The sequence below is a fragment of the Streptomyces sp. NPDC058701 genome (assembly GCF_042715295.1).
Classification (GTDB): domain Bacteria; phylum Actinomycetota; class Actinomycetes; order Streptomycetales; family Streptomycetaceae; genus Streptomyces.
The window spans coordinates 17,985-38,967 of sequence record NZ_JBHXSY010000041.1; the positions used below are offsets into that span (position 1 = coordinate 17,985).

Genomic DNA, 20,983 nt, shown 5'->3' on the forward strand with positions numbered 1-20,983 from the left:
CTCTCGTCACATTCCTCGTCGTGGAGCGGCTTTCGGGTCCGCTGCCAGGCCGGCGGCGACCTCCCGCAGGTACGGGTTGGTCGCGCGCTCGCGGCCGATGGTGGTCTGGGGGCCGTGGCCGGACAGCACCACGGTCGAGTCGTCGAGCGGCAGGCACACGCGGCCCAGCGATTCGAGCATCTCGGCGTGGGAACCGCCGGGCAGGTCGGTGCGGCCGATGGAGCCGGCGAAGAGCAGATCGCCCGAGAAGAGGACCGGCGGACACCCTTGTTCTTGCGCGGTGGCCGCCAGCTCGGGCATCCGGAACGTCACCGACCCCCTGGTATGGCCCGGGGCGTGGGCGACCGAGAAGTCCATTCCGGCCAGTTTCAGGCCCGCGCCGTCGGTCAGCTCGCGGACGTCGTCCGGCTCGCCGACGGTCAGCTCGCCCATGAGCGGCATGCCGATCGAGCGGCCGAGGGCCTTCTCGGGGTCGCTCATCATGTAGCGGTCCTCGGGGTGGATCCAGGCCGGTACGTCGTGTGCTCCGCACACCGGGACGACCGAGGCCACATGATCGATGTGGCCGTGGGTCAGGACGACCGCCACGGGCTTGAGCCGGTGCTTCTTCAGCATCTCCTCGACGCCGCGGGTGGCCTGGTGGCCCGGGTCGATGATGACGCACTCCTCACCGGCGGCGGGGGCGACCACGTAACAGTTGGTCCCCCAGGCCCCGGCCGGGAACCCGGCAATCAGCACGTTCGTCCTCAATCGTCGTCCGGCGGGAGGCTGCAGATCGGAATGCTGCTGCTCAGAGCCTACCGGCGCCGCTCATTACACAGCGAACCCATATACGGTACGGCCTATCCCAGCCCGGACAGCGGTACCAGAGACGCACAAGGAGACGACCCGGTGGTCACGAGCGATCAGCGGCGGCGACAGCTCGCCAAGGAGAAGTACGAGCGCCAGCAGCAGCGCAGGGCCGAGGCCCGGCAGAAGTCCCGCCGCCGCGCGGCCGTGATCGGCGCGGCGGTGGCCGTGGTGGTCGCCACGCTCGTCGGTCTCGTCGTGGGCGGGGTCTTCGACTCGGACAAGAAGGACCAGGCGGCCGACCCGGCCGCGACCCCGTCCTCCTCGCCGACGCCCCAGCAGTCCCCCTCGCCCGCGATGGCGATCGACGCGAAGGCGAAGTACACCTTCGCGCTGAAGACCAGCGCCGGCGACGTCTCGTTCGCGATGGACGCGGCGAAGACCCCCCAGACGGTGAACTCGTTCAAGTCGCTCGCCGACGCCGGGTACTTCGACAACACGAAGTGCCACCGGCTCACGACGGGCGGGATCTTCGTGCTCCAGTGCGGCGACCCGCAGGGCACCGGCATGGGCGGCCCCGGCTACACCATCCCGGACGAGAACCTGGACTCCCTCGGCAAGGCGAACGAGCAGGGGCAGGTCGTCTACCCGGCGGGCACGGTGGCGATGGCCAACACCGGTCAGCCGGGCTCGGGCGGCAGCCAGTTCTTCCTCGTCTACAAGGACAGCCCGCTGGCCCCGTCGTACACGCCCTTCGGCACGATCGACGCGGCCGGCCTGAAGGTCCTGGAGCAGGTCGCCAAGGCCGGTACGGCCGACGGCGGCCAGGACGGGGCGCCCAAGACCGAGGTGAAGATCGAGAAGGGCACCGTCACCCAGAACTGACGGGACCCGGCGACCCCCGGACCGGCCGTTCCCTCCCCCGCACGCCGAGATTCCGTCGTGCGGGATGCGGACAGCCGGCCCGGCGGTCGCCTATGTTGGCGTTGTGCAGGGCGGGCGCTGCCCGCCCCAGGAAACTGTGGACGATGCCCAGGGGGCGAACCCCTCGCAGGCATCAGGTGGAGGAGGCGCTGTGAGCAGCGACCCGTGGGGCCGAGTCGACGAGACGGGCACCGTGTACGTGCGTACTGCCGATGGCGAGAAGGTCGTCGGCTCGTGGCAGGCGGGCACCCCTGAGGAGGCCCTGGCCTATTTCGAGCGCAAGTACGAGGGCCTGGTGGTCGAGATCGGCCTCCTCGAAAAGCGGGTGCGGACCACCGATCTGTCCGCCAAGGACGCGCAGACGGCCATCGACCACCTGCGCACGCAGGTGGACGAGCACCACGCCGTGGGCGACCTCGACGCCCTGCGCGTCCGGCTCGACAAGCTGGTCGCGACCGTGGAGTCGCGGCGCGAGGAGCGCAAGGTCCAGAAGGCCAAGCAGACGGACGAGGCCCGCGCGGCCAAGGACGCGCTGGTCGTCGAGGCCGAGGAGCTGGCGCAGAGCGACCAGTGGCGCAGCGCCGGCGAGCGGCTGCGCGCCCTGGTGGACATCTGGAAGGGTCTGCCGCGCCTGGACCGCAAGTCCGACGACGAGCTGTGGCACCGCTTCTCGCACGCCCGGTCCGCCTTCTCCAAGCGCCGCAAGGCGCACTTCGCCTCGCTCGACGCGCAGCGCGAGGACGCCCGCAAGGTGAAGGAGAAGCTGGTCGCGGAGGCCGAGTCGCTGTCGAAGTCGACCGACTGGGGTCCGACGGCGGCCCGTTACCGCGAGCTGATGGCGGACTGGAAGGCCGCCGGCCGCGCGCAGCGCGAGTCGGAGGACGACCTGTGGAACCGTTTCCGCGGTGCGCAGGACGTCTTCTTCGCGGCGCGCAGCGAGGTCTTCGCCGAGCGCGACGCCGAGCAGACCGAGAACCTGAAGCTGAAGGAGGAGCTGGCCGACGAGGCCGAGAAGCTCGTCCCGATCACCGACCTGAAGGCGGCCCGTGCCGCGTTCCGCTCGCTGAACGAGCGCTGGGAGGCCATCGGCCACGTGCCGCGCGACGCCCGGCCCAAGGTCGAGGGCCGGATGCACACGGTCGAGCGGGCCATTCAGGAGGCCGAGGAGGGCGAGTGGCGCCGTACGAACCCGGAGGCGCGGGCGCGCGCGGCCGGGCTGACGGGCCAGCTCCAGGCGGCCGTGGACAAGCTCCGCGGCCAGGTGGACGCGGCGCGCGCCGCGGGCAACAACGCGAAGGCCGACAAGCTGGGCCGTGAGCTGGAGGGCCGCCAGGCCCTGCTGGACCAGGCGCTCAAGGGCCTGGAGGAGTTCGGCGGCTGACGGGCCCCGGACACCGCGCGTACGACGGTGGGCGCCATCCCCGAGGGGGTGGCGCCCACCGCCGCGTTGCGGTCCGGCCGCTACGGCCTGCGGGCCGAGGTCACGCGGTAGACGTCGTACACGCCCTCCACGCCCCGGACGGCCTTCAGGACGTGTCCCAGGTGCTTGGGATCGCCCATCTCGAAGGTGAACCGGGAGGTGGCCACTCGGTCGCGGGAGGTCTGGACGGCCGCCGAGAGGATGTTGACGTGCTGGTCCGACAGGACCCGGGTGACGTCCGACAGCAGCCGGGACCGGTCGAGCGCCTCGACCTGGATGGCGACCAGGAAGACCGAGGACTGGGTGGGCGCCCATTCGACCTCGAGCATCCGCTCGGGCTCCTGGGAGAGGGAGTCCACGTTGACGCAGTCCGCGCGGTGGACCGACACGCCGCTGCCGCGCGTGACGAAGCCGACGATCGGGTCCCCCGGCACCGGGGTGCAGCAGCGGGCGAGCTTGACCCACACGTCGTCGACGCCCTTGACGACGACGCCCGGGTCCGCGTTCTTCCGCCGGTTGCTGCGGCCGCGGGCGGGCGGGATGCTCTCCTCGATGTCCTCGTTGGCCGCCTCCTCGCCGCCGAGGGCCTGGACGAGCTTCTGCACGACGCCCTGCGCGGCCACGTGGCCCTCGCCGATCGCCGCGTAGAGGGAGGAGATGTCGGGGTAGCGCATCTCGTGCGCGAGGGTGACCAGGGAGTCGCCGGTCAGGATGCGCTGGATCGGCAGGTTCTGCTTGCGCATGGCCCGCGCGATGGCGTCCTTGCCCTGCTCGATGGCCTCGTCGCGGCGCTCCTTGGAGAACCAGCCGCGGATCTTGTTGCGGGCCCGCGGGGACTTGACGAAGCCCAGCCAGTCCCGTGACGGTCCGGCCCCCTCGGCCTTGGAGGTGAAGACCTCGACCAGGTCGCCGTTGTCGAGGGTGGACTCCAGCGGCACCAGGCGGCCGTTGACCCTGGCCCCTATGGTCCGGTGGCCGACCTCCGTGTGGACCGCGTACGCGAAGTCCACGGGAGTGGCGCCGGCCGGCAGCGCTATGACGTCGCCCTTGGGCGTGAAGACGAAGACCTCGTTGCGGGAGAGGTCGAAGCGCAGCGAGTCGAGGAACTCGCCCGGGTCCTCCGTCTCCTTCTGCCAGTCCAGCAGCTGGCGCAGCCAGGCCATGTCGTTGACGGTGTCCTGCCCGGCGCTGCCCTTGGCGGCCTGGGGGACGTCCGTGCGCACCTTGGAGGTGCCGGCGACGGTCTGCTGCTTGTACTTCCAGTGCGCCGCGATGCCGTACTCGGCCCGGCGGTGCATGTCGAAGGTGCGGATCTGCAGCTCGACCGGCTTGCCGCTGGGTCCGATGACCGTCGTGTGGAGCGACTGGTACATGTTGAACTTGGGCATCGCGATGTAGTCCTTGAACCGGCCGGGGACCGGGTTCCATCGCGCGTGCACGGTGCCGAGGGCGGCGTAGCAGTCCCGGACGGTGTCCACGAGGACGCGGATGCCGACCAGGTCGTAGATCTCCGCGAAGTCGCGGCCGCGGACGATCATCTTCTGGTAGACGCTGTAGTAGTGCTTGGGCCGTCCGGTGACGGTGGCCTTGATCCGGGCCGCCCGCAGGTCGGTCTGCACCTCGTCCGTGACGACGGCGAGGTACTCGTCCCGCTTGGGCGCGCGCTCGGCGACCAGCCGGACGATCTCGTCGTACATCTTGGGGTAGAGGATCGCGAAGGCGAGGTCCTCCAGCTCCCACTTGATGGTGTTCATGCCCAGCCGGTGTGCCAGCGGGGCATAGATCTCAAGGGTCTCGCGGGCCTTCTTCTCCTGCTTCTCCCGCTTGAGGTAGCGCATGGTGCGCATGTTGTGCAGGCGGTCGGCGAGCTTGATGACCAGGACGCGCGGGTCCTTGGCCATCGCGACGACCATCTTGCGCACGGTCTCCGCCTGGGCGGCCTCGCCGAACTTGACCCGGTCGAGCTTGGTGACGCCGTCGACGAGGAGGGCCACGGCGTCACCGAAGTCGCGGCGCAGGTCCTCCAGGCCGTACTCGGTGTCCTCGACGGTGTCGTGGAGCAGGCCGGCCATCAGGGTGGCGGGGTCCATGCCGAGCTCGGCGAGGATCGTCGTCACGGCGAGCGGGTGCGTGATGTACGGGTCGCCGCTCTTGCGCTTCTGGCCGCGGTGCCAGCGCTCGGCGACCTGGTAGGCCTGCTCCAGCTGGCGCAGCGTCGACGTCTCGATCTTCGGGTCGTTGCTGCGGACTATGCGCAGGAGGGGTTCCAGCACCGGGTTGTACGGGTTGGAGCGCTGCACGCCGAGGCGGGCGAGGCGGGCCCGCACCCGGTTGGACGATCCGGCCGACTTCCCCGGCGCCGGCTTGGCCGCCGGGGCCGGGGCGGGCTTCACGGCCGGGGCGGGCTTGGCCGCCGGGGCCGTCGGCGCCGGCGGGGGCGCGGCGGCGGGCGCCGCGGCCGCCTCGGCCTGCGGGTCGGGCTGCGCGGCGGAGATTGGCTGGACCTCGTCTGGCAAGAGCGCTCCTCACGGGGGTCCCCCGGGACGGAGTCTGGGGGAGGATCCGGTGCCCCGGTCAGGTCCGGACATCCCATGGTAGCGAGGGTTTCCGCACGCCGTTCGCCGAGGCCGCGCCTCGGGCCGCCGGGGCCCGATCCGGCCCGCACGGGCACCGGCGCCGTACGCGAAAGCGGCGGGCGCCCGGGGGTGAACCGGGTGCCCGCCGCTCGTGACGAAAGGGTCAGACCACGATCAGGGCGTCCAGTGGAGCCCCGTCCAGGGCGCCGGCCAGCCGGGACCGGCCCGGCAGGAACGACAGCTCCATCAGGACCGCGACCCCGGCGACGTCCGCCCCGGCCCGCCGGATGAGCTCCAGCGAGGCCCCGGCGGTGCCGCCGGTGGCCAGGACATCGTCGATGACCATGACCCGGTCACCGGCCGACAGGTCCTCCGCGTGGACCTCGATCTCGGCCGTCCCGTACTCCAGCTCGTACGACTGGGCGAGCGTCGCGCCCGGCAGCTTCCCGGCCTTGCGCACCGGCACGAAGCCGATCCCGGCCTGGACGGCGACCGGAGCCGCCAGGATGAACCCGCGCGCCTCCAGCCCGACGATCTTCGTCGCGCCGTACTGCCCGGCCAGCTCCACGAGCGTGTCGGTGAGCGCGGCGAACGCCTTCGGATCCGCCAGCAGCGGGGTGATGTCCTTGAACATCACGCCCGGCTTCGGGTAGTCCGGTACGTCCTTGATGCGGCTGAGCAGCAGCCCCCGCACGTCCTCGGTCAGCGGCGGGGTCACCGGCGACGCCCCGGCCGGCCCGGCGCCACGGCCTCGGGCGCGTCACCGGCGTCGGTGGCGTGGCCGTCGTCCGCGGACTCGTCCTTGGCCGCGGCGCCCGCCCGCTTCGCGAGCACGCGCTTCTTCAGGGCCTTCATGGCCGGCTCGCGCTCCTTGAGGTCGACGACCAGCGGGGTCGCGATGAAGATCGAGGAGTACGCGCCGGCCGCGAGGCCGACGAACAGCGACAGCGAGATGTCGTTCAGCATGCCGGCGCCCAGGAAGCCGCCGCCGATGAACAGCAGGGCCCCGACCGGGAGCAGCGCCACGACCGTGGTGTTGATCGAGCGGACCAGGGTGCCGTTGATGCTGCGGTTGGCGACCTCGCTGTACGTGAAGCGGGTCTGCTTGGTGATGTCCTTCGACCCCTCCTTGAGACCGTCGAAGACGACGACGGTGTCGTAGAGGGAGTAACCGAGGATCGTCAGCAGACCGATGACCGTGCCCGGGGTGACCTCGAAGCCGACCAGCGCGTAGACGCCGACCGTGATCGTGAGGTCGTGGATCAGGGCGATCAGTGCCGCGACCGCCATCCGCCACTCGAAGGCGATGGCGAGGTAGATGACCACGAGGACCATGAAGATGCCGAGGCCGGTCCACGCCTTGTTCGCGATCTGGGAGCCCCAGCTGGGGCCGACCAGGTCGGCGTTGATGTCGGCCTCGTTGACCTTGAGGTCGGTGGCCAGCTGCTTCTTCACGTCGCTCGCGGCGGCGGTGTCCACACCGGAGATCTGGATCCGCAGGCCGCCGGTGCCGAGCTCCTGGACGATCGCGTCGTGGCCGGAGGCCGCTTCCGCGTCCTCCGTGGCCTTAGCGACGGAGACGGAGGTCTTCGGGGTGGTGAAGACGGCACCGCCCTTGAACTCGATCCCCATGTTGAGGCCCTGAACGGCCACGGCCACGATGGCCGTGATGGTGATCAGGATGGAAACGCCGTACCAGAGAAAGCGCTTGCCGACGAAGTCGTAGCCGACCTCACCGCGGTACAGCTTGGCGCCGAGATCTCCCAGCTTCGACATCTCTCACGCCTCCTTTGCGTCGACGGGGGCGGGGGCGGGGCCGGGTCGGCGGGACCGGCGCAGCGGGGGCTTGGCGCCGAGCCGCTGCGGGTCCAGCCCGGACCACGGGTGGCCGCTGGAGAAGAACTTCGTACGCGCCAGCAGCGTCATGACGGGCTTGGTGAAGAGGAACACCACGACGACGTCGAGCAGGGTCGTCAGACCCAGTGTGAAGGCGAAGCCCTGGACCTTGCCCACCGTGACGATGAAGAGCACCGCGGCTGCGAGGAACGACACGAAGTCGGAGACCAGGATCGTGCGCCGGGCGCGCGGCCAGGCGCGCTCGACGGCCGGACGCAGGGTCCGGCCCTCGCGGATCTCGTCGCGGATGCGTTCGAAGTAGACGATGAACGAGTCCGCTGTGATGCCGATGGCCACGATCGCGCCGCAGACCGCGGGCAGGTTGAGCGCGAACCCGATGCCCTTGCCGAGGAGCGACATGATCGTGTAGGTGAGCACCGCGGACACCAGGAGGCTGATGATCGCGATGAATGCGAGGCCGCGGTAGTACACCAGCAGGTAGATCACCACGAGGAGCATGCCGATCGCACCGGCGATCAGGCCGGCGCGCAGCTGCTCGCCGCCGAGGGCGGCGGTGACGGTGGTGACGCTGTCCTCGCTGAAGGAGAGCGGCAGGGCGCCGTACGAGAGCATGTTGCCCAGGTCCTGCGCGGACTGCTGGGTGAAGCCACCGGAGATCTGCGCGTTGCCGCCCATGATCGCCGAGGAGACGGACGGGTCGGAGACGACGTTGCCGTCGAGCACGATCGCGAACTGGTTCTGCGGCGGCTGCTTGGCGGAGAGCTCGCCGGTGACCTTCGCGAAGGCGTCGCTGCCCTTGTCGTTGAAGTCCATCGTGACGATCCACTGACCGGACTGCTGGTCGATGGCGCCCTTGGCGCTCGCGATGTCCTTGCCCTCGACGGCGGCCGGACCGAGCACCCACTTGCCCCAGGCATCGCCGCGCTGGCCACAGGCGAGCGTCGGCTCGGTGGGCTTGACGCCCTTGCCGACGGCGGTGCGCTGCGCCTCGTCGGTGCAGTCGAGTGTGGCGAACCGGGCCTGGAGGTCGGCCGCGGCCGCCTCGTCACCGGTCGGCGGGGCCGACGCGGAGGGCGACGGGGCCTTGTTGTCGTCTGCCTTCTTCGACTCGCTCGCCGAGGGCGAGGGAGTGGGGGCGTTCGGAGCCTTGAGGGCCTCACTGAGCGCGCGGCCCTGGGAAGTGGCGCTGGACGACGGGGTGGCCGACGGAGAGGACTTGTTGCCGTCCTCGGCCTTGGGGGCGCCGGAACCGCTGGCGGAGGGGCTCGGGCTCGGGCTGCCCTCGGGAGCGGCGGGGGCGCCGTCCGCGAAGGCGATGACCGGGCGGAAGTAGAGCTGCGCGGTGGTACCGACCTGCTCGCGCGCCTGCTTCTCGTTCATCCCCTTGGGGATGTTGACGATGATGTGGTCGCGGCCCTGGGTCTGGACCTCGGCCTCGGAGACGCCGAGACCGTTGACGCGGCGCTCGATGATGCCGACCGCCGTGTTCATGTTGGTCTCGTTGATCGCGTCCGGCTTGCCGGGCTCGCTCTTGGCCTTGAGCGTGATGCTCGTGCCGCCCGCGAGGTCGATGCCGAGCCGGGGAGTCGTCTGGTCCGAGACGAACATCCCCGCGGTGAGCGCCACCATCGCGATCAGGATGATCGCCAGGGCACGCCCCGGCCTCCCCTGAGCCCCCGTGGGCCGCCGGCCCTTCTTCGGTGCTGCCACCTTGTCGTTTCTCCCTGTCCAACCGCCCCGCGCCGGGTCAGCGCGCGGACGGCCACGAAATGTGTGGTGGGGACCCCTGCCCCCCGCAGAAGTGGGTCACTGACCGGGACCGCGACGGCCGCCGGTCAGGCGCCCCGCGGTCCCGGGCCGCGCGCTACTTCGCGCCGGCCTCGCCGTCGGCCTTGCCGTCCTTGGGCTCGTCGCCGGGCTCGTCGACCGAGCCCTCCTTCTTGCCCAGGTCGAGCTTGGGAGCCTCGTCCTCGTCCTTCGTGAGGTCTGCCTTCGGCGTCCCGGTGAGCGAGGACGCGTCGTCGGGGACGACCGGCGTGTCGTTCTCGGCGTCGGCGATGACGCCGTGGACGATGCGGTTGTACTCCTCGTCCTCGAGCACGGCACCGATGGAGTTCTTCGCGTAGATGGCGTGGACGCCGGGGGCGACCTCGAGGGTGACGGTGTCGTCGCCGACCTCCTTCACCGTGGCGTACATGCCGCCGATGGTGCGGACACCGGTGCCGGGCGTCATTTCGTTGCGCATCTGCGCGGCCGCCTGCTGCTTCTTCTTGGCGGAGCGGGTCATCAGGATCATGGCCCCGATGAGCACGATGAACGGGAGGAAGGTCACGAGATTCACGGGACGGAAATCCTTCGCACGACCGCACGCGGACGGCGGCCTTTTTACGGGGGGTGGGCATGCCGACCCGAAGGGTCGGCATCGGCGGAGTCTAGGCGAGTCCGCACCGATGGAACAACGCCCAGCATGGCATCGCAGTTCCTGAGGGGGCGAACGTCCGCGCCGTCAGGCCCCGAACAAGCCCTGTTGTCCGCTTGATCCGCTCCCGCCGTGCTGCGGGGGTACGAGTCCCAGGTGGGCCCACGCGGCGGGCGTCGCCACCCGTCCCCTGGGCGTGCGAGCCAGCAGGCCCTCGCGGACCAGGAAGGGCTCCGCGACCTCCTCGACGGTCTCCCGCTCCTCCCCCACGGCCACGGCCAGGGTCGACAGGCCGACGGGGCCGCCGCCGAAGAGCTTGAGCAGGGCTTCCAGCACCCCCCGGTCGAGGCGGTCCAGCCCGCGCTCGTCCACCTCGTAGACCTTCAGGGCGGTGCCGGCCACCTCGCGGTTGATCACCCCGTCGGCACGGACCTGGGCGTAGTCGCGGACCCGGCGCAGCAGGCGGTTGGCGATGCGCGGGGTGCCGCGGGAGCGTCCGGCGATCTCAGCGGCGCCGGCGGTGTCGATCTCGACGTCGAGGAGTCCGGCGGAGCGGTGGATGACGCGCTCCAGCTCCTCGGGGGCGTAGAACTCCATGTGCCCGGTGAACCCGAAGCGGTCGCGCAGCGGCGGGGGCAGCAGCCCGGCCCGGGTGGTGGCACCCACGAGGGTGAACGGCGGAAGCTCCAGGGGGATGGCGGTGGCGCCGGGGCCCTTGCCGACGATCACGTCGACGCGGAAGTCCTCCATGGCCATGTAGAGCATCTCCTCGGCGGGCCGCGACATGCGGTGGATCTCGTCGAGGAAGAGGACCTCGCCCTCCTGGAGGGAGGAGAGGATCGCGGCGAGGTCACCGGCGTGCTGGATCGCGGGGCCCGAGGTGATGCGGATCGGGGCGCCCATCTCGGCGGCGATGATCATCGAGAGGGTGGTCTTGCCGAGGCCGGGCGCGCCGGACAGCAGGACGTGGTCGGCGGTGGCCCCGCGCTGGCGGGCCGCCTTGAGGACCAGGTCCAGCTGCTGGCGGACCTTCTCCTGACCGACGAACTCACCGAGGTCCTTGGGCCGCAGGGCCGCTTCCACCGCGGTGTCCTCGCCGTCGGCGACGCCCTCGACGATCCGTGCCTCGTCCTCGGCGGTGGTGTCGTCGTCCCAGTTCACGGTGTCAGTCTGCCTTCTCGGTTGCTGCGGTTGCTGCGGTGGCCGCCCCTGCGGCCGGCCGGCGGGGGAACGCGCCCGGGGGCCCGTACGCGGACGGCTGCGGGCCGGCGGCTAGCGGGCGCGGTTCAGGGACTGCAGGGCCGCGCGCAGGAGCTGCGGGACGGGGGCCTGGCCGCCGGCCGCGATGGCCTCCTCGGCCTGCGGGGTGACCGCGGCGACGGCCTCGTCCGCGTCGCGCGCGGCGTACCCCAGCCCGATGAGGGCCGCGGCGAGCTGCTCCGTCCAGGGCGCGGGACCGGCCGCCACCGCCCGCTGGGCGCCGACGAGGCCGCTGGCGCCCAGTGGGGCCCCCAGCTTGTCCTTGAGGTCCAGGAGCAGCTTCTGGGCTCCCTTCTTGCCGATGCCCGGCACCGCCGTGAGCGCCTTCTCGTCGCCCGTCGACACGGCGGTCCGCAGCGCGTCCGGCCGGTGCACGCCGAGCATCGCCTGCGCGAGCCTCGGGCCGACCCCGCTCGCGGTCTGCAGCACCTCGAAGACCTGCCGCTCGTCGTCGTCGGCGAAGCCGTACAGGGTGAGCGAGTCCTCCCGTACGACCAGGGAGGTGGCCAGCCGGGCCGGCTCGCCCGTCCGCAGGCCGGCGATCGTGTGCGGCGTGCAGTGCACGGCCATGCCCACTCCCCCGACCTCGATCACGGCCAGGGTGGGGGCGAGCGCGGCGACCGGGCCGCTGACGAAGGCGATCATCGGGTACGGCCTTTCGAGGCGTGCAGGGCGACCGCCCGCTGGAGGCGGTTCTGGGCGGGGGCCCGCCAGATGTGGCAGATGGCGAGGGCGAGGGCGTCGGCGGCGTCGGCGGGCTTCGGCGGCTCGGCGAGCCGCAGCAGCCGGGTGACCATGGCGCCGACCTGGGCCTTGTCGGCGCGGCCGCTGCCGGTGACGGCGGCCTTGACCTCGCTCGGGGTGTGCAGGGTGACCGGGATGCCGCGGCGGGCCGCGCACAGCATGGCGACGGCGCTCGCCTGGGCGGTGCCCATCACGGTGCTCACGTTGTGCTGGCTGAACACCCGCTCCACGGCGACGACTTCGGGCTGGTGGGCGTCGAGCCACTCCTCTATGCCCCGCTCGATCGCGACGAGCCGGGCGCCGAGCTCGGCGTCGGCGGGCGTCCGTACGACCCCCACCGCGAGCATGGTCAGGGGACGGCCGGCGACACCCTCGACGACGCCGACGCCGCACCGCGTCAGCCCCGGGTCCACACCGAGTACGCGCACCCTGCCCCCTGTCCGTTCGATCGCCCGTCCGTGTGCGTGCAGGCTATCCGGCGCCACTGACATCGCGCACAACACGACGGCGGGCCGCCGGGGTGTGTCCCCGGCGGCCCGCCGTTCGAACGGTGTCGGCGGACGCGTTACGCGTCGACCTTCTCCATGACCTCGTCGGAGACGTCGAAGTTGGCGAAGACGTTCTGCACGTCGTCGCTGTCCTCCAGCGCGTCGATGAGCTTGAAGATCTTGCGCGCGCCCTCTTCGTCCAGCTCGACCTGCATGGTCGGCAGGAAGTTGGAGTCGGCCGAGTCGTAGTCGATGCCGGCCTGCTGGAGTGCGGTGCGGACCGCGACCATGTCGGTGGCCTCGCTGATGATCTCGAAGCTCTCGCCGAGGTCGTTGACCTCCTCGGCGCCCGCCTCCAGCACCGTCTCCAGGATGTCGTCCTCGGACAGCTCGCCCTTGGGCAGCAGGACGACGCCCTTGCGGTTGAACAGGTACGAGACCGAACCCGGGTCGGCCATCGAGCCGCCGTTGCGGGTCATCGCGACCCGTACGTCGGACGCGGCGCGGTTGCGGTTGTCGGTGAGGCACTCGATGAGCACCGCGACGCCGTTCGGCCCGTAGCCCTCGTACATGATCGTCTCGTAGTCGGCGCCGCCGGCCTCGAGGCCGCCGCCGCGCTTGACCGCGGAGTCGATGTTCTTGTTCGGGACCGAGCTCTTCTTGGCCTTCTGGATGGCGTCGAAGAGCGTCGGGTTGCCGTCGATGTCGGCGCCGCCCATCCGCGCCGCGACCTCGATGTTCTTGATCAGCTTCGCGAAGAGCTTGCCGCGCTTGGCGTCGACCACGGCCTTCTTGTGCTTCGTCGTAGCCCATTTAGAGTGGCCGGACATCTGCCTGTCTCCTTCGCGTCACCAACAGTGTTCGCCACAGATCCTACCGGGACGCCGTCAGAGCCCCGCGCGCACCATGTCGACGAAGTACGCGTGAACGCGGTCGTCGCCGGTCAGTTCCGGGTGGAAGGACGTGGCGAGCACGTTCCCCTGCCGCACCGCGACCGTGTGGCCGTCGTACGTGGCGAGCACCTCGGCCGAAGCGCCGACCGACTCCACCCACGGGGCGCGGATGAAGACACCCTCGACCGGGTCGCCGGCTATGCCCGCGAAGTCGATCCGCGCCTCGAAGGACTCGTTCTGCCGGCCGAAGGCGTTGCGGCGGACGATCATGTCGATCCCGCCGAGCGTCTCCTGGTCCTCGCGGCCGTCCAGGAGCTTGTCCGCCAGCATGATCATGCCGGCGCAGGTGCCGTAGACCGGCATGCCGGCGCGCACGCGCTCGCGCAGCGGCTCCAGCATGCCGAACAGCACGGCGAGCTTCGACATCGTCGTGGACTCGCCGCCGGGGATCACCAGGGCGTCGACCTCGGCGAGCTCCTCGGGGCGCCGGACCGGCCTGGCCACGGCGTCCGCCGCGGCCAGGGCGATCAGGTGCTCCCGTACGTCGCCCTGAAGAGCCAGGACACCGATGACGGGGGTGCTGCCCATACGTGTTACCAGCCCCGGTTGGCGTAGCGCTCGGACTCGGGGAGGGTGTCGCAGTTGATGCCGACCATGGCCTCGCCCAGGTTCCGGGAGGCGTCCGCGATGATCTTCGGGTCGTCGAAGAAGGTGGTGGCCTTCACGATGGCGGCGGCACGCTTGGCCGGGTCGCCCGACTTGAAGATGCCGGAGCCGACGAAGACGCCCTCGGCGCCGAGCTGGCGCATCAGCGCGGCGTCGGCCGGGGTGGCGACGCCACCGGCGGAGAACAGCACGACGGGGAGCTTGCCGAGCTCGGCGACCTCCTTGACGAGCTCGTACGGCGCGCGCAGCTCCTTGGCCGCGGCGAAGAGCTCGTTGTTGTCGTAGCCGCGCAGGCGGGCGATCTCGTTCTTGATCTGGCGCAGGTGGCGGACGGCCTCGACCACGTTGCCGGTGCCGGCCTCGCCCTTGGAGCGGATCATGGCCGCGCCCTCGGCGATGCGGCGCAGGGCCTCGCCCAGGTTGGTGGCGCCGCAGACGAAGGGGGTGGTGTACGCCCACTTGTCGGAGTGGTTGACCTCGTCGGCCGGGGTCAGCACCTCGGACTCGTCGATGTAGTCGACGCCGAGGGACTGGAGCACCTGGGCCTCGACGAAGTGGCCGATGCGGGACTTGGCCATGACCGGGATCGAGACGGCCTCGATGATCTCTTCGATCATGTTCGGGTCGGACATGCGGGCGACCCCGCCGTCCTTGCGGATGTCGGCCGGGACCCGCTCCAGGGCCATGACGGCCACGGCGCCGGCGTCCTCGGCGATCTTCGCCTGCTCGGCGTTGACCACGTCCATGATCACGCCGCCCTTGAGCTGCTCGGCCATGCCGCGCTTGACGCGGGAGGTGCCGATCGCCGACTCGGCGGACTGGGGGGAGGGGGGAAGCGTGCTCACGGGTTGACCTCACTCGAAAGGGAAGACGCGACTACTACTCCGTTGAGACAACCCCACCGACCAGTCCACAACAAGGGCCAATGTGTAGCCGGTGGCTCCCCGACTTGTCCGCTGCGGCCCTGGACCGGTCCGCCGGACGGCCTGCATCGGCGGGCACGGCCGCCCCCGGGGGGCCTCCTTCACCCTTGAACCGGCCCGCTCCGCCTTCCTAGACCGGGCGCTCCGCGAGGTGGGCCGGGGGCTCGTCGTCCATCTCGAAGGCGAGCGGGAAGGGCGCGTGTCCGGCCAGCCGGAACCAGCGGACCTTGCGGTGCCTGCGCAGGGCGCGGGCGGCCCGTACGGCGTCGTTGTGGAACCGCCGGGCCATCGGCACCCGGCGTACGGCCGCCGCCAGGTCCTCGGTGGCCTCGGTCCCGCCCGGGGCCGCCTTGAGCACGTCCACCTGGTCGGCGTCGGCGAAGACGGCCCGCAGCGCCTGGCTGAGCTCGCTCTCGGCGACCTCCCGGTGCTCTTCCGCGGCCTGCCGGGCGGCGTGCGCGGACTCGTAGAGCACGAGGGAGGAGGCAGGGTCGAGGACGCCGGAGGTGGCCACCTCCAGCACCACGGAGGCGCGCCGTACGAGCTGGGCGTCGAGGGCCGCCCGCGCGGCGTCCATGCGCGAGTGCAGCCGGTCCAGCCGGCCGGCGGTCCAGCTCAGGTAGACCCCGATGACACCGAGCGCCAGGGCAATCCAGACAAGGGTTTCGATCACGGGCGGCGACTCTACCGGCCCCCGCCCCGGCCCCCGTCAGCGCCGGTGGGCGGGGTGGCGCTCCGGCGGACCCGGCCGGGTCGCCCGGTCCGCCGGGCCGCCGTCGTCGCCGGCGCCACCGGCGCCGCCGTCGCGGTCAGGCGTCCCGGGAGAGGCCGAGCCGGGTGCGGAGGGGGACGCGTTCGTCCTCGGCCACCGCCGCCGCGCCGTCGGTCACCGTCTCGTAGACGGCCAGGATGTCGGCGCCGACCGTGGACCAGTCGAAGCGGCGCACGTGCGCCGAGCCGCGGTCGCTGAGCTCGGCGCGCCGGGCCGGGTCCCGCAGGAGGGCGATCGCGCCGGCCGCGAGAGCGTCGGCGTTCTCGTTGGCGAAGAGGTCTCCCGCCCCGCCCTGGTCCAGGACCTGCGCGAAGGCGTCGAGGTCCGAGGCCAGTACCGCCGCGCCCGCCGACAGGGCCTCGACGAGGATGATGCCGAAGCTCTCGCCGCCGGTGTTGGGGGCGACGTACACGTCCACGCTGCGCAGCAGCCGCGCCTTGTCCTCGTCCGAAACCATGCCCAGGAACTCGACCCGCCCCCGCAGGTCGGCGGGTAGGGAGGCGACCGCCTCCTCCTCGTCGCCGCGGCCGGCGACCAGCAGCCGTACGTCCGGGCAGGCCTCCACGATCTTCGGGAAGGCCGCCATCAGCACCGGCAGGCCCTTGCGGGGCTCGTCGATGCGGCCGATGAAGCCGAGCGTCTGCCCGCCCCACTCCGCCTTGGGCTCGGCCTTGGCGAAGAAGTCCACGTCGACCCCGTTCGGGATCACCACCGCGTCGCCGCCCAGGTGCTCCACGAGGGTGCGGCGCGCGTACTCGCTCACCGCGATCCGGGCGCTGATCTTCTCCAGCGCGGGCTGCAGGATCGGGTACGCGGCGATCATCGCCCGTGAGCGGGGGTTCGAGGTGTGGAACGTGGCCACGATGGGGCCCTGCGCCGCCCAGCAGGCCAGCAGCCCCAGGGAGGGCGAGGCGGGCTCGTGGATGTGGAGGACGTCGAAGAACCCGTCGTGCAGCCAGCGGCGCACGCGGGCCGCCGAGAGGAAGCCGAAGTTCAGCCGGGCCACCGACCCGTTGTACGGCACCGGCACCGCCCGTCCCGCCGGGACCACGTACGGCGGCCGCGGGGTCTCGTCGTCCGCCGGGGCCAGCACCGACACCTCGTGGCCGAGGCGGATCAGGTGCTCCGCCAGGTCGCGGATGTGGAACTGGACGCCGCCCGGCACGTCCCACGAGTACGGACACACGATGCCGATCTTCACTACGGGCGCTCCTCCAGGTCGTCGAGCCACAGGCGCTGGAGCATGTGCCAGTCCTGCGGGTGCTCCGCGATGCCCCGTGCGAAGACGTCCGCGAGCGCCTGCGTCATGGCGGCGGTCTTCTCGGTCCGGGTACCCGCCGTGGGCACCTCCACCTCGGGGTGGATGCGACCGTACAGCTGGGGCGCGTCCCCGTAGTACAGGGTGGCGGGGAGCAGCGCCGCGCCCGTGTGCTGGGCGAGCAGCGCCGGACCGGCCGGCATGCGCGCCGTGGCGCCGAAGAAGTCCACCTCGACGCCGGAGGCGGACAGGTCGCGGTCGGCGACGAGGCAGACGAGGCCGCCGGAGCGGAGCCGCCGGGCGAGGGTGCCGAAGGCGGCGCCGCCGTTGTGGGGCAGCACCTCCATGCCGAGGCTCTCCCGGTAGGCCACGAAGCGGTCGTAGAGGGACTCGGGCTTGAGCCGCTCGGCGACCGTGGTGAGCGGCACGCCGATGTGGCCGGTGGCCCAGGCCCCGGCGAGGTCCCAGTTGGCCAGGTGCGGCAGGGCGACGACGACGCCGCGGCCGGAGGCCAGGGCCTCGCGCAGGATGTGGTCGTCCTTCATCTGCACGTCGGTGCCGAACCGCTTCGGATCCATGGTGGGCAGCCGGAACGATTCCATCCAGTACCGCATGTAAGAGCGCATGCCGGCCTTGGACAGCTCGCGCAGCCGCTCCGGACCGGCGTCGGGCACGACCCGGGCCAGGTTGGACTCCAGGCGCAGCACGCTCTTGCCGCGGCGCTTCCACGCGAAGTCCGCGATCCGGCGGCCGAGGGCGACCGCGGCCGGCTCGGGCAGCTTCTTCACGCCGGCCCAGCCGAGCCCGTACAGCCCGTCGACCAGCTTGTCCTGTGCGGTGCCCATCAGGCGGCTCCCCCTTCGGCGGCGGCCGCGGCGGCGTCGGCCTCGGCGGCCTCGCGGCGTACGGTGACCACCCGCTGGATCAGCGTGACGACGGAGCCGGCGGCGACGATCCACAGCGCGATCGGCAGCAGGACCCCGATCCACGAGGGGGCGCCGAAGATCTCCAGGCCGGATAGGCCGGCGGCGACCAGCGAGATGACCAGCCGCTCGGCGCGCTCGATGAGGCCGTTGACGGCGACCGGGAGCCCGATCGACTCGCCGCGGGCCTTGGTGTAGGAGACCACCTGGCCGCTGGCGAGGCAGAAGATCGCGACGGCGCAGAGCGCGTTGTCGTTCCCGGAGCCCGCGTACCAGAGCGCGAGCCCGCCGAAGATCGCCGCGTCCGCCACCCGGTCGAGGGTGGAGTCGAGGAAGGCGCCCCAGCGGCTGGACACACCGGCCTGGCGGGCCATGTTCCCGTCCACCAGGTCGGAGAAGACGAAGAGGGTGATGGTGATCGTGCCCCAGAAGAACTCGCCCCGGGGGAAGAAGACCAGCGCTCCCGCCGCCACTCCGGCCGTGCCGATCAGGGTGACCGCGTCCGGACTCACCCCCCGCCGGAGCAGAAATGCGGCGAATGGCGTGAGAACACGCGTGAAGAATGCACGCGCGTACTTGTTCAGCATGGCCTTCCCGGAGGGTCGCTGGGCCGCACGGCCACCACGGCCACCGGCTGGCCCATCGTAGCCAGCACGGCGCCTCCCGGACGCCGCGCACCCACCGGTTCGGGCCGCGGGGGCCGTACTTCATCCCTCCGCCGCCTCCCGGCGCGCCACCGGTGCGCCGTCGGCGCGACGTATGGACGCGCTGTGCCACCGGTGCAAAGCTCGAAGGACCCCGTTTCCCTCCTCACCGTCACCATCGGGAGGCACGAGCACCATGGGAGCCACGTCACACCATTCCGGAGCCGCCGGCAGGGCACTGACGGCCGACCGCCCCTCATCCGTACGGAACGTCGTGCTGGTCGGCCACAGCGGGTCGGGCAAGACCACCCTCGTCGAGGCCCTGGCCCTGACCGCCGGAGCCGTGAACCGGGCCGGCCGGGTCGAGGACGGGGCCACCGTCTCCGACTACGACGAGATCGAGCACCGGCGCCGGCGCTCCGTCCAGCTGTCCCTCGTCCCCGTCGCCTGGGACGGAATCAAGATCAACATCCTGGACACTCCGGGATACGCCGACTTCGTGGGAGAGCTCAGGGCCGGTCTGCGCGCCGCGGACGCGGCCCTCTTCGTCGTCTCGGCCGCGGACGGCGCCGAGGGCCTGTCCGGGGCCACCCGCGCGGTCTGGGACGAGTGCGCGGCCGTCGGGATGCCCCGCGCCATCGTCGTCACGCACCTGGAGGCGGCCCGCGCCGACTACGACCGGATGGCGTCCGTCTGCGGCGACGTCTTCGGCGCCGACGACCCCGACGCCGTCATCCCGCTCTACCTGCCGCTGTACGGCCCCGCCGGGCCCGACGGGCACGCCCCGGTCACCGGCCTCCTCGGGCTGCTGTCGCAGCGCGCGTACGACTACGCCTCCGGTGAGCGCGCCGAGCGCGACCCGGACCCGGCCGAGCAGGCCCTCATCGACGCGGCCCGCTCCCGCCTGATCGAGGGGATCATCGCCGAGAGCGAGGACGAGGGCCTCATGGACCGCTACCTCGGCGGCGAGGACATCGACCCGGGGACCCTCGTCGACGACCTGGAGCGTGCCGTCGCCCGCGGCACCTTCCACCCCGTCCTGATGGCCGCCCCGGCCGCCGACGGCGCCCGCCAGGGCCTGGGCACCGTGGAGCTCCTCGAACTCGTGACCGGCGGCTTCCCCACCCCGCTGGAGCGCGCCGCCCTGACCGTGACCGCGCCCGACGGCGCCGCCCGCCCGGACGTCACCTGCGATCCCGACGGCCCCCTCGTCGCCGAGGTCGTCAAGACCACCTCCGACCCGTACGTCGGCCGGGTGTCCCTCGTCCGCGTCTTCTCCGGCACCCTGCGCCCGGAGGCCACCGTGCACGTCTCCGGCCACGGCCTCGCCGACCGCGGCCACGAGGACCACGACCTCCAGGAGCGGATCGGCACCCTGACCTCCCCCTTCGGCAAGCAGCAGCGGAGCCTGGACCGGTGCATCGCCGGCGACCTCGCATGCGTCGCCAAGCTGACCCGGGCCGAGACCGGCGACACCCTGTCCGCCAAGGAGCGCCCGCTCCTCATGGAGCCCTGGCCCATGCCCGACCCGCTGCTCCCCCTCGCCGTCGAGGCCCACAGCAAGGCCGACGAGGACAAGCTCTCGCAGGGTCTGGCGCGCCTGGTCGCCGAGGACCCGACCCTGCGGCTGGAGCAGAACCCGCACACCCGCCAGCTCGTCCTGTGGTGCCTCGGCGAGGCACACCAGGAGGTCACCCTGGAGCGGCTGCGCACCCGGTACGGCGTCCAGGTCGACCCGGTCCCGCACAAGGTCAGCCTGCGCGAGACCTTCGGGGCGAAGGCCGCCGGGCGCGGCCGGCACGTGAAGCAGTCCGGCGGCCACGGCCAGTTCGCGATCTGCGAGATCGAGGTGGAGCCGCTCCCGCCGGGCAGCGGCGTGGAGTTCGTCGACCGGGTGGTCGGCGGCTCCGTGCCCCGGCAGTTCATCCCGTCCGTGGAGAAGGGCGTACGCGCCCAGGCCGCCCGGGGGGTCGCCGCCGGCCACCCGCTGGTCGACGTGCGCGTCACCCTCCTCGACGGGAAGGCCCACTCGGTGGACTCCTCCGACGCCGCCTTCCAGACCGCCGGCGCGCTCGCCCTGCGCGAGGCGGCGGCCGGGGCCCGCATCGACCTCCTGGAACCGGTCGCCGAGCTCTCCGTCCTCGTCCCGGACGAGTACGTCGGCCCGGTCATGAGCGATCTCGCGGGCCGCCGCGGCCGCGTCGTCGGCACCGAGCAGGCCGGCCCGGGGCGCACCCGCGTGCGCGCCGAGGTCCCCGAGATCGAGATCGGCCGCTACGCCGTCGAGCTGCGCTCCGTCACGCACGGTACCGGCGGCTTCGCCCGGGCCTACGTACGCCACGAACCGGTGCCGTCCCACATCGCGGACAAGATGCACGAACCAGCCGACGCGAGCCGTCAGTTGACCTGACGCGGAACGGCCGCCCG

The 20,983-nt window shown here is 72.0% G+C and carries 19 protein-coding genes; 3 read left to right on the plus strand and 16 right to left on the minus strand.

Features of this window, described 5'->3' with window-relative positions; genetic code table 11:
• Positions 1–6: 6 nt before the first annotated feature.
• Entirely contained in the window at positions 7–738 is a 732-nt protein-coding gene (locus ACFWW8_RS30725; protein ID WP_386533940.1) for an MBL fold metallo-hydrolase, read from the minus strand.
• Positions 739–891: 153 nt separating this feature from the next.
• On the opposite strand from ACFWW8_RS30725, the gene ACFWW8_RS30730 reads away from it, so the two are divergent.
• On the plus strand, positions 892–1,674 hold the full coding sequence (locus ACFWW8_RS30730; protein WP_386533942.1) for a peptidylprolyl isomerase: 783 nt from the start codon (positions 892–894) through the stop codon (positions 1,672–1,674).
• 190 nt (positions 1,675–1,864) lie between these two features.
• Positions 1,865–3,094: a DUF349 domain-containing protein gene (locus tag ACFWW8_RS30735; RefSeq protein ID WP_386533945.1), complete on the plus strand. Its 1,230-nt coding sequence runs from the start codon at positions 1,865–1,867 to the stop codon at positions 3,092–3,094.
• An 80-nt stretch (positions 3,095–3,174) separates the two neighbouring features.
• Here the strand turns inward: ACFWW8_RS30735 and ACFWW8_RS30740 are convergent, their stop codons facing one another.
• The 15 genes from ACFWW8_RS30740 to pgsA form a co-directional block, all read right to left on the minus strand.
• Positions 3,175–5,649, minus strand: a complete 2,475-nt coding sequence (locus ACFWW8_RS30740; protein ID WP_386533948.1) for a RelA/SpoT family protein — start codon at positions 5,647–5,649, stop codon at positions 3,175–3,177.
• A gap of 223 nt (positions 5,650–5,872) precedes the next feature.
• On the minus strand, positions 5,873–6,427 hold the full coding sequence (locus tag ACFWW8_RS30745) for an adenine phosphoribosyltransferase (RefSeq protein ID WP_386533950.1): 555 nt from the start codon (positions 6,425–6,427) through the stop codon (positions 5,873–5,875).
• Positions 6,424–7,485, minus strand: coding sequence for a protein translocase subunit SecF (secF, locus tag ACFWW8_RS30750; protein WP_386533953.1), 1,062 nt, complete (start codon positions 7,483–7,485; stop codon positions 6,424–6,426). Before secF ends, ACFWW8_RS30745 begins: the two co-directional genes overlap by 4 nt.
• 3 nt (positions 7,486–7,488) lie before the next feature.
• Positions 7,489–9,276: a protein translocase subunit SecD gene (secD, locus tag ACFWW8_RS30755; protein WP_386533956.1), complete on the minus strand. Its 1,788-nt coding sequence runs from the start codon at positions 9,274–9,276 to the stop codon at positions 7,489–7,491.
• Between the two features lie 154 nt (positions 9,277–9,430).
• Positions 9,431–9,907 carry a preprotein translocase subunit YajC gene (gene yajC / locus ACFWW8_RS30760; protein WP_386533959.1) on the minus strand — a complete coding sequence of 159 codons (477 nt, stop codon included), beginning with the start codon at positions 9,905–9,907 and terminating at the stop codon, positions 9,431–9,433.
• 165 nt (positions 9,908–10,072) lie between these two features.
• On the minus strand, positions 10,073–11,146 hold the full coding sequence (gene ruvB / locus ACFWW8_RS30765) for a Holliday junction branch migration DNA helicase RuvB (RefSeq protein ID WP_386533962.1): 1,074 nt from the start codon (positions 11,144–11,146) through the stop codon (positions 10,073–10,075).
• A gap of 111 nt (positions 11,147–11,257) precedes the next feature.
• Entirely contained in the window at positions 11,258–11,890 is a 633-nt protein-coding gene (ruvA, locus tag ACFWW8_RS30770) for a Holliday junction branch migration protein RuvA (RefSeq protein WP_386533965.1), read from the minus strand.
• Positions 11,887–12,417 (minus strand): crossover junction endodeoxyribonuclease RuvC, encoded by a 531-nt coding sequence (gene ruvC / locus ACFWW8_RS30775; RefSeq protein WP_386533968.1) that lies wholly within the window; start codon positions 12,415–12,417, stop codon positions 11,887–11,889. Before ruvC ends, ruvA begins: the two co-directional genes overlap by 4 nt.
• Before the next feature lie 137 nt (positions 12,418–12,554).
• Positions 12,555–13,307, minus strand: coding sequence for a YebC/PmpR family DNA-binding transcriptional regulator (locus tag ACFWW8_RS30780; RefSeq protein ID WP_386533970.1), 753 nt, complete (start codon positions 13,305–13,307; stop codon positions 12,555–12,557).
• 57 nt (positions 13,308–13,364) lie between these two features.
• A complete protein-coding gene (gene pdxT / locus ACFWW8_RS30785; protein ID WP_386533973.1) occupies positions 13,365–13,958 on the minus strand; it encodes a pyridoxal 5'-phosphate synthase glutaminase subunit PdxT in 594 nt (197 codons plus the stop codon).
• Between the two features lie 5 nt (positions 13,959–13,963).
• Positions 13,964–14,881, minus strand: coding sequence for a pyridoxal 5'-phosphate synthase lyase subunit PdxS (gene pdxS, locus ACFWW8_RS30790; RefSeq protein WP_386533975.1), 918 nt, complete (start codon positions 14,879–14,881; stop codon positions 13,964–13,966).
• A 208-nt stretch (positions 14,882–15,089) separates the two neighbouring features.
• Positions 15,090–15,632: a hypothetical protein gene (locus tag ACFWW8_RS30795; protein ID WP_386533977.1), complete on the minus strand. Its 543-nt coding sequence runs from the start codon at positions 15,630–15,632 to the stop codon at positions 15,090–15,092.
• Positions 15,633–15,768: 136 nt separating this feature from the next.
• Entirely contained in the window at positions 15,769–16,932 is a 1,164-nt protein-coding gene (locus tag ACFWW8_RS30800; protein WP_386533980.1) for a glycosyltransferase family 4 protein, read from the minus strand.
• The gene (locus ACFWW8_RS30805; RefSeq protein ID WP_386533983.1) at positions 16,932–17,834 is read right to left on the minus strand and encodes a phosphatidylinositol mannoside acyltransferase; all 903 of its coding nucleotides are present in this window, start codon (positions 17,832–17,834) and stop codon (positions 16,932–16,934) included. Before ACFWW8_RS30805 ends, ACFWW8_RS30800 begins: the two co-directional genes overlap by 1 nt.
• Complete coding sequence (pgsA, locus tag ACFWW8_RS30810) at positions 17,834–18,499, minus strand: phosphatidylinositol phosphate synthase (protein WP_386533985.1); 666 nt, start codon at positions 18,497–18,499, stop codon at positions 17,834–17,836. Before pgsA ends, ACFWW8_RS30805 begins: the two co-directional genes overlap by 1 nt.
• Positions 18,500–18,752: 253 nt before the next feature.
• Between pgsA and ACFWW8_RS30815 the strand changes: the two genes are divergently transcribed.
• On the plus strand, positions 18,753–20,966 hold the full coding sequence (locus tag ACFWW8_RS30815; RefSeq protein ID WP_386533988.1) for an elongation factor G-like protein EF-G2: 2,214 nt from the start codon (positions 18,753–18,755) through the stop codon (positions 20,964–20,966).
• Positions 20,967–20,983: the final 17 nt, after the last annotated feature.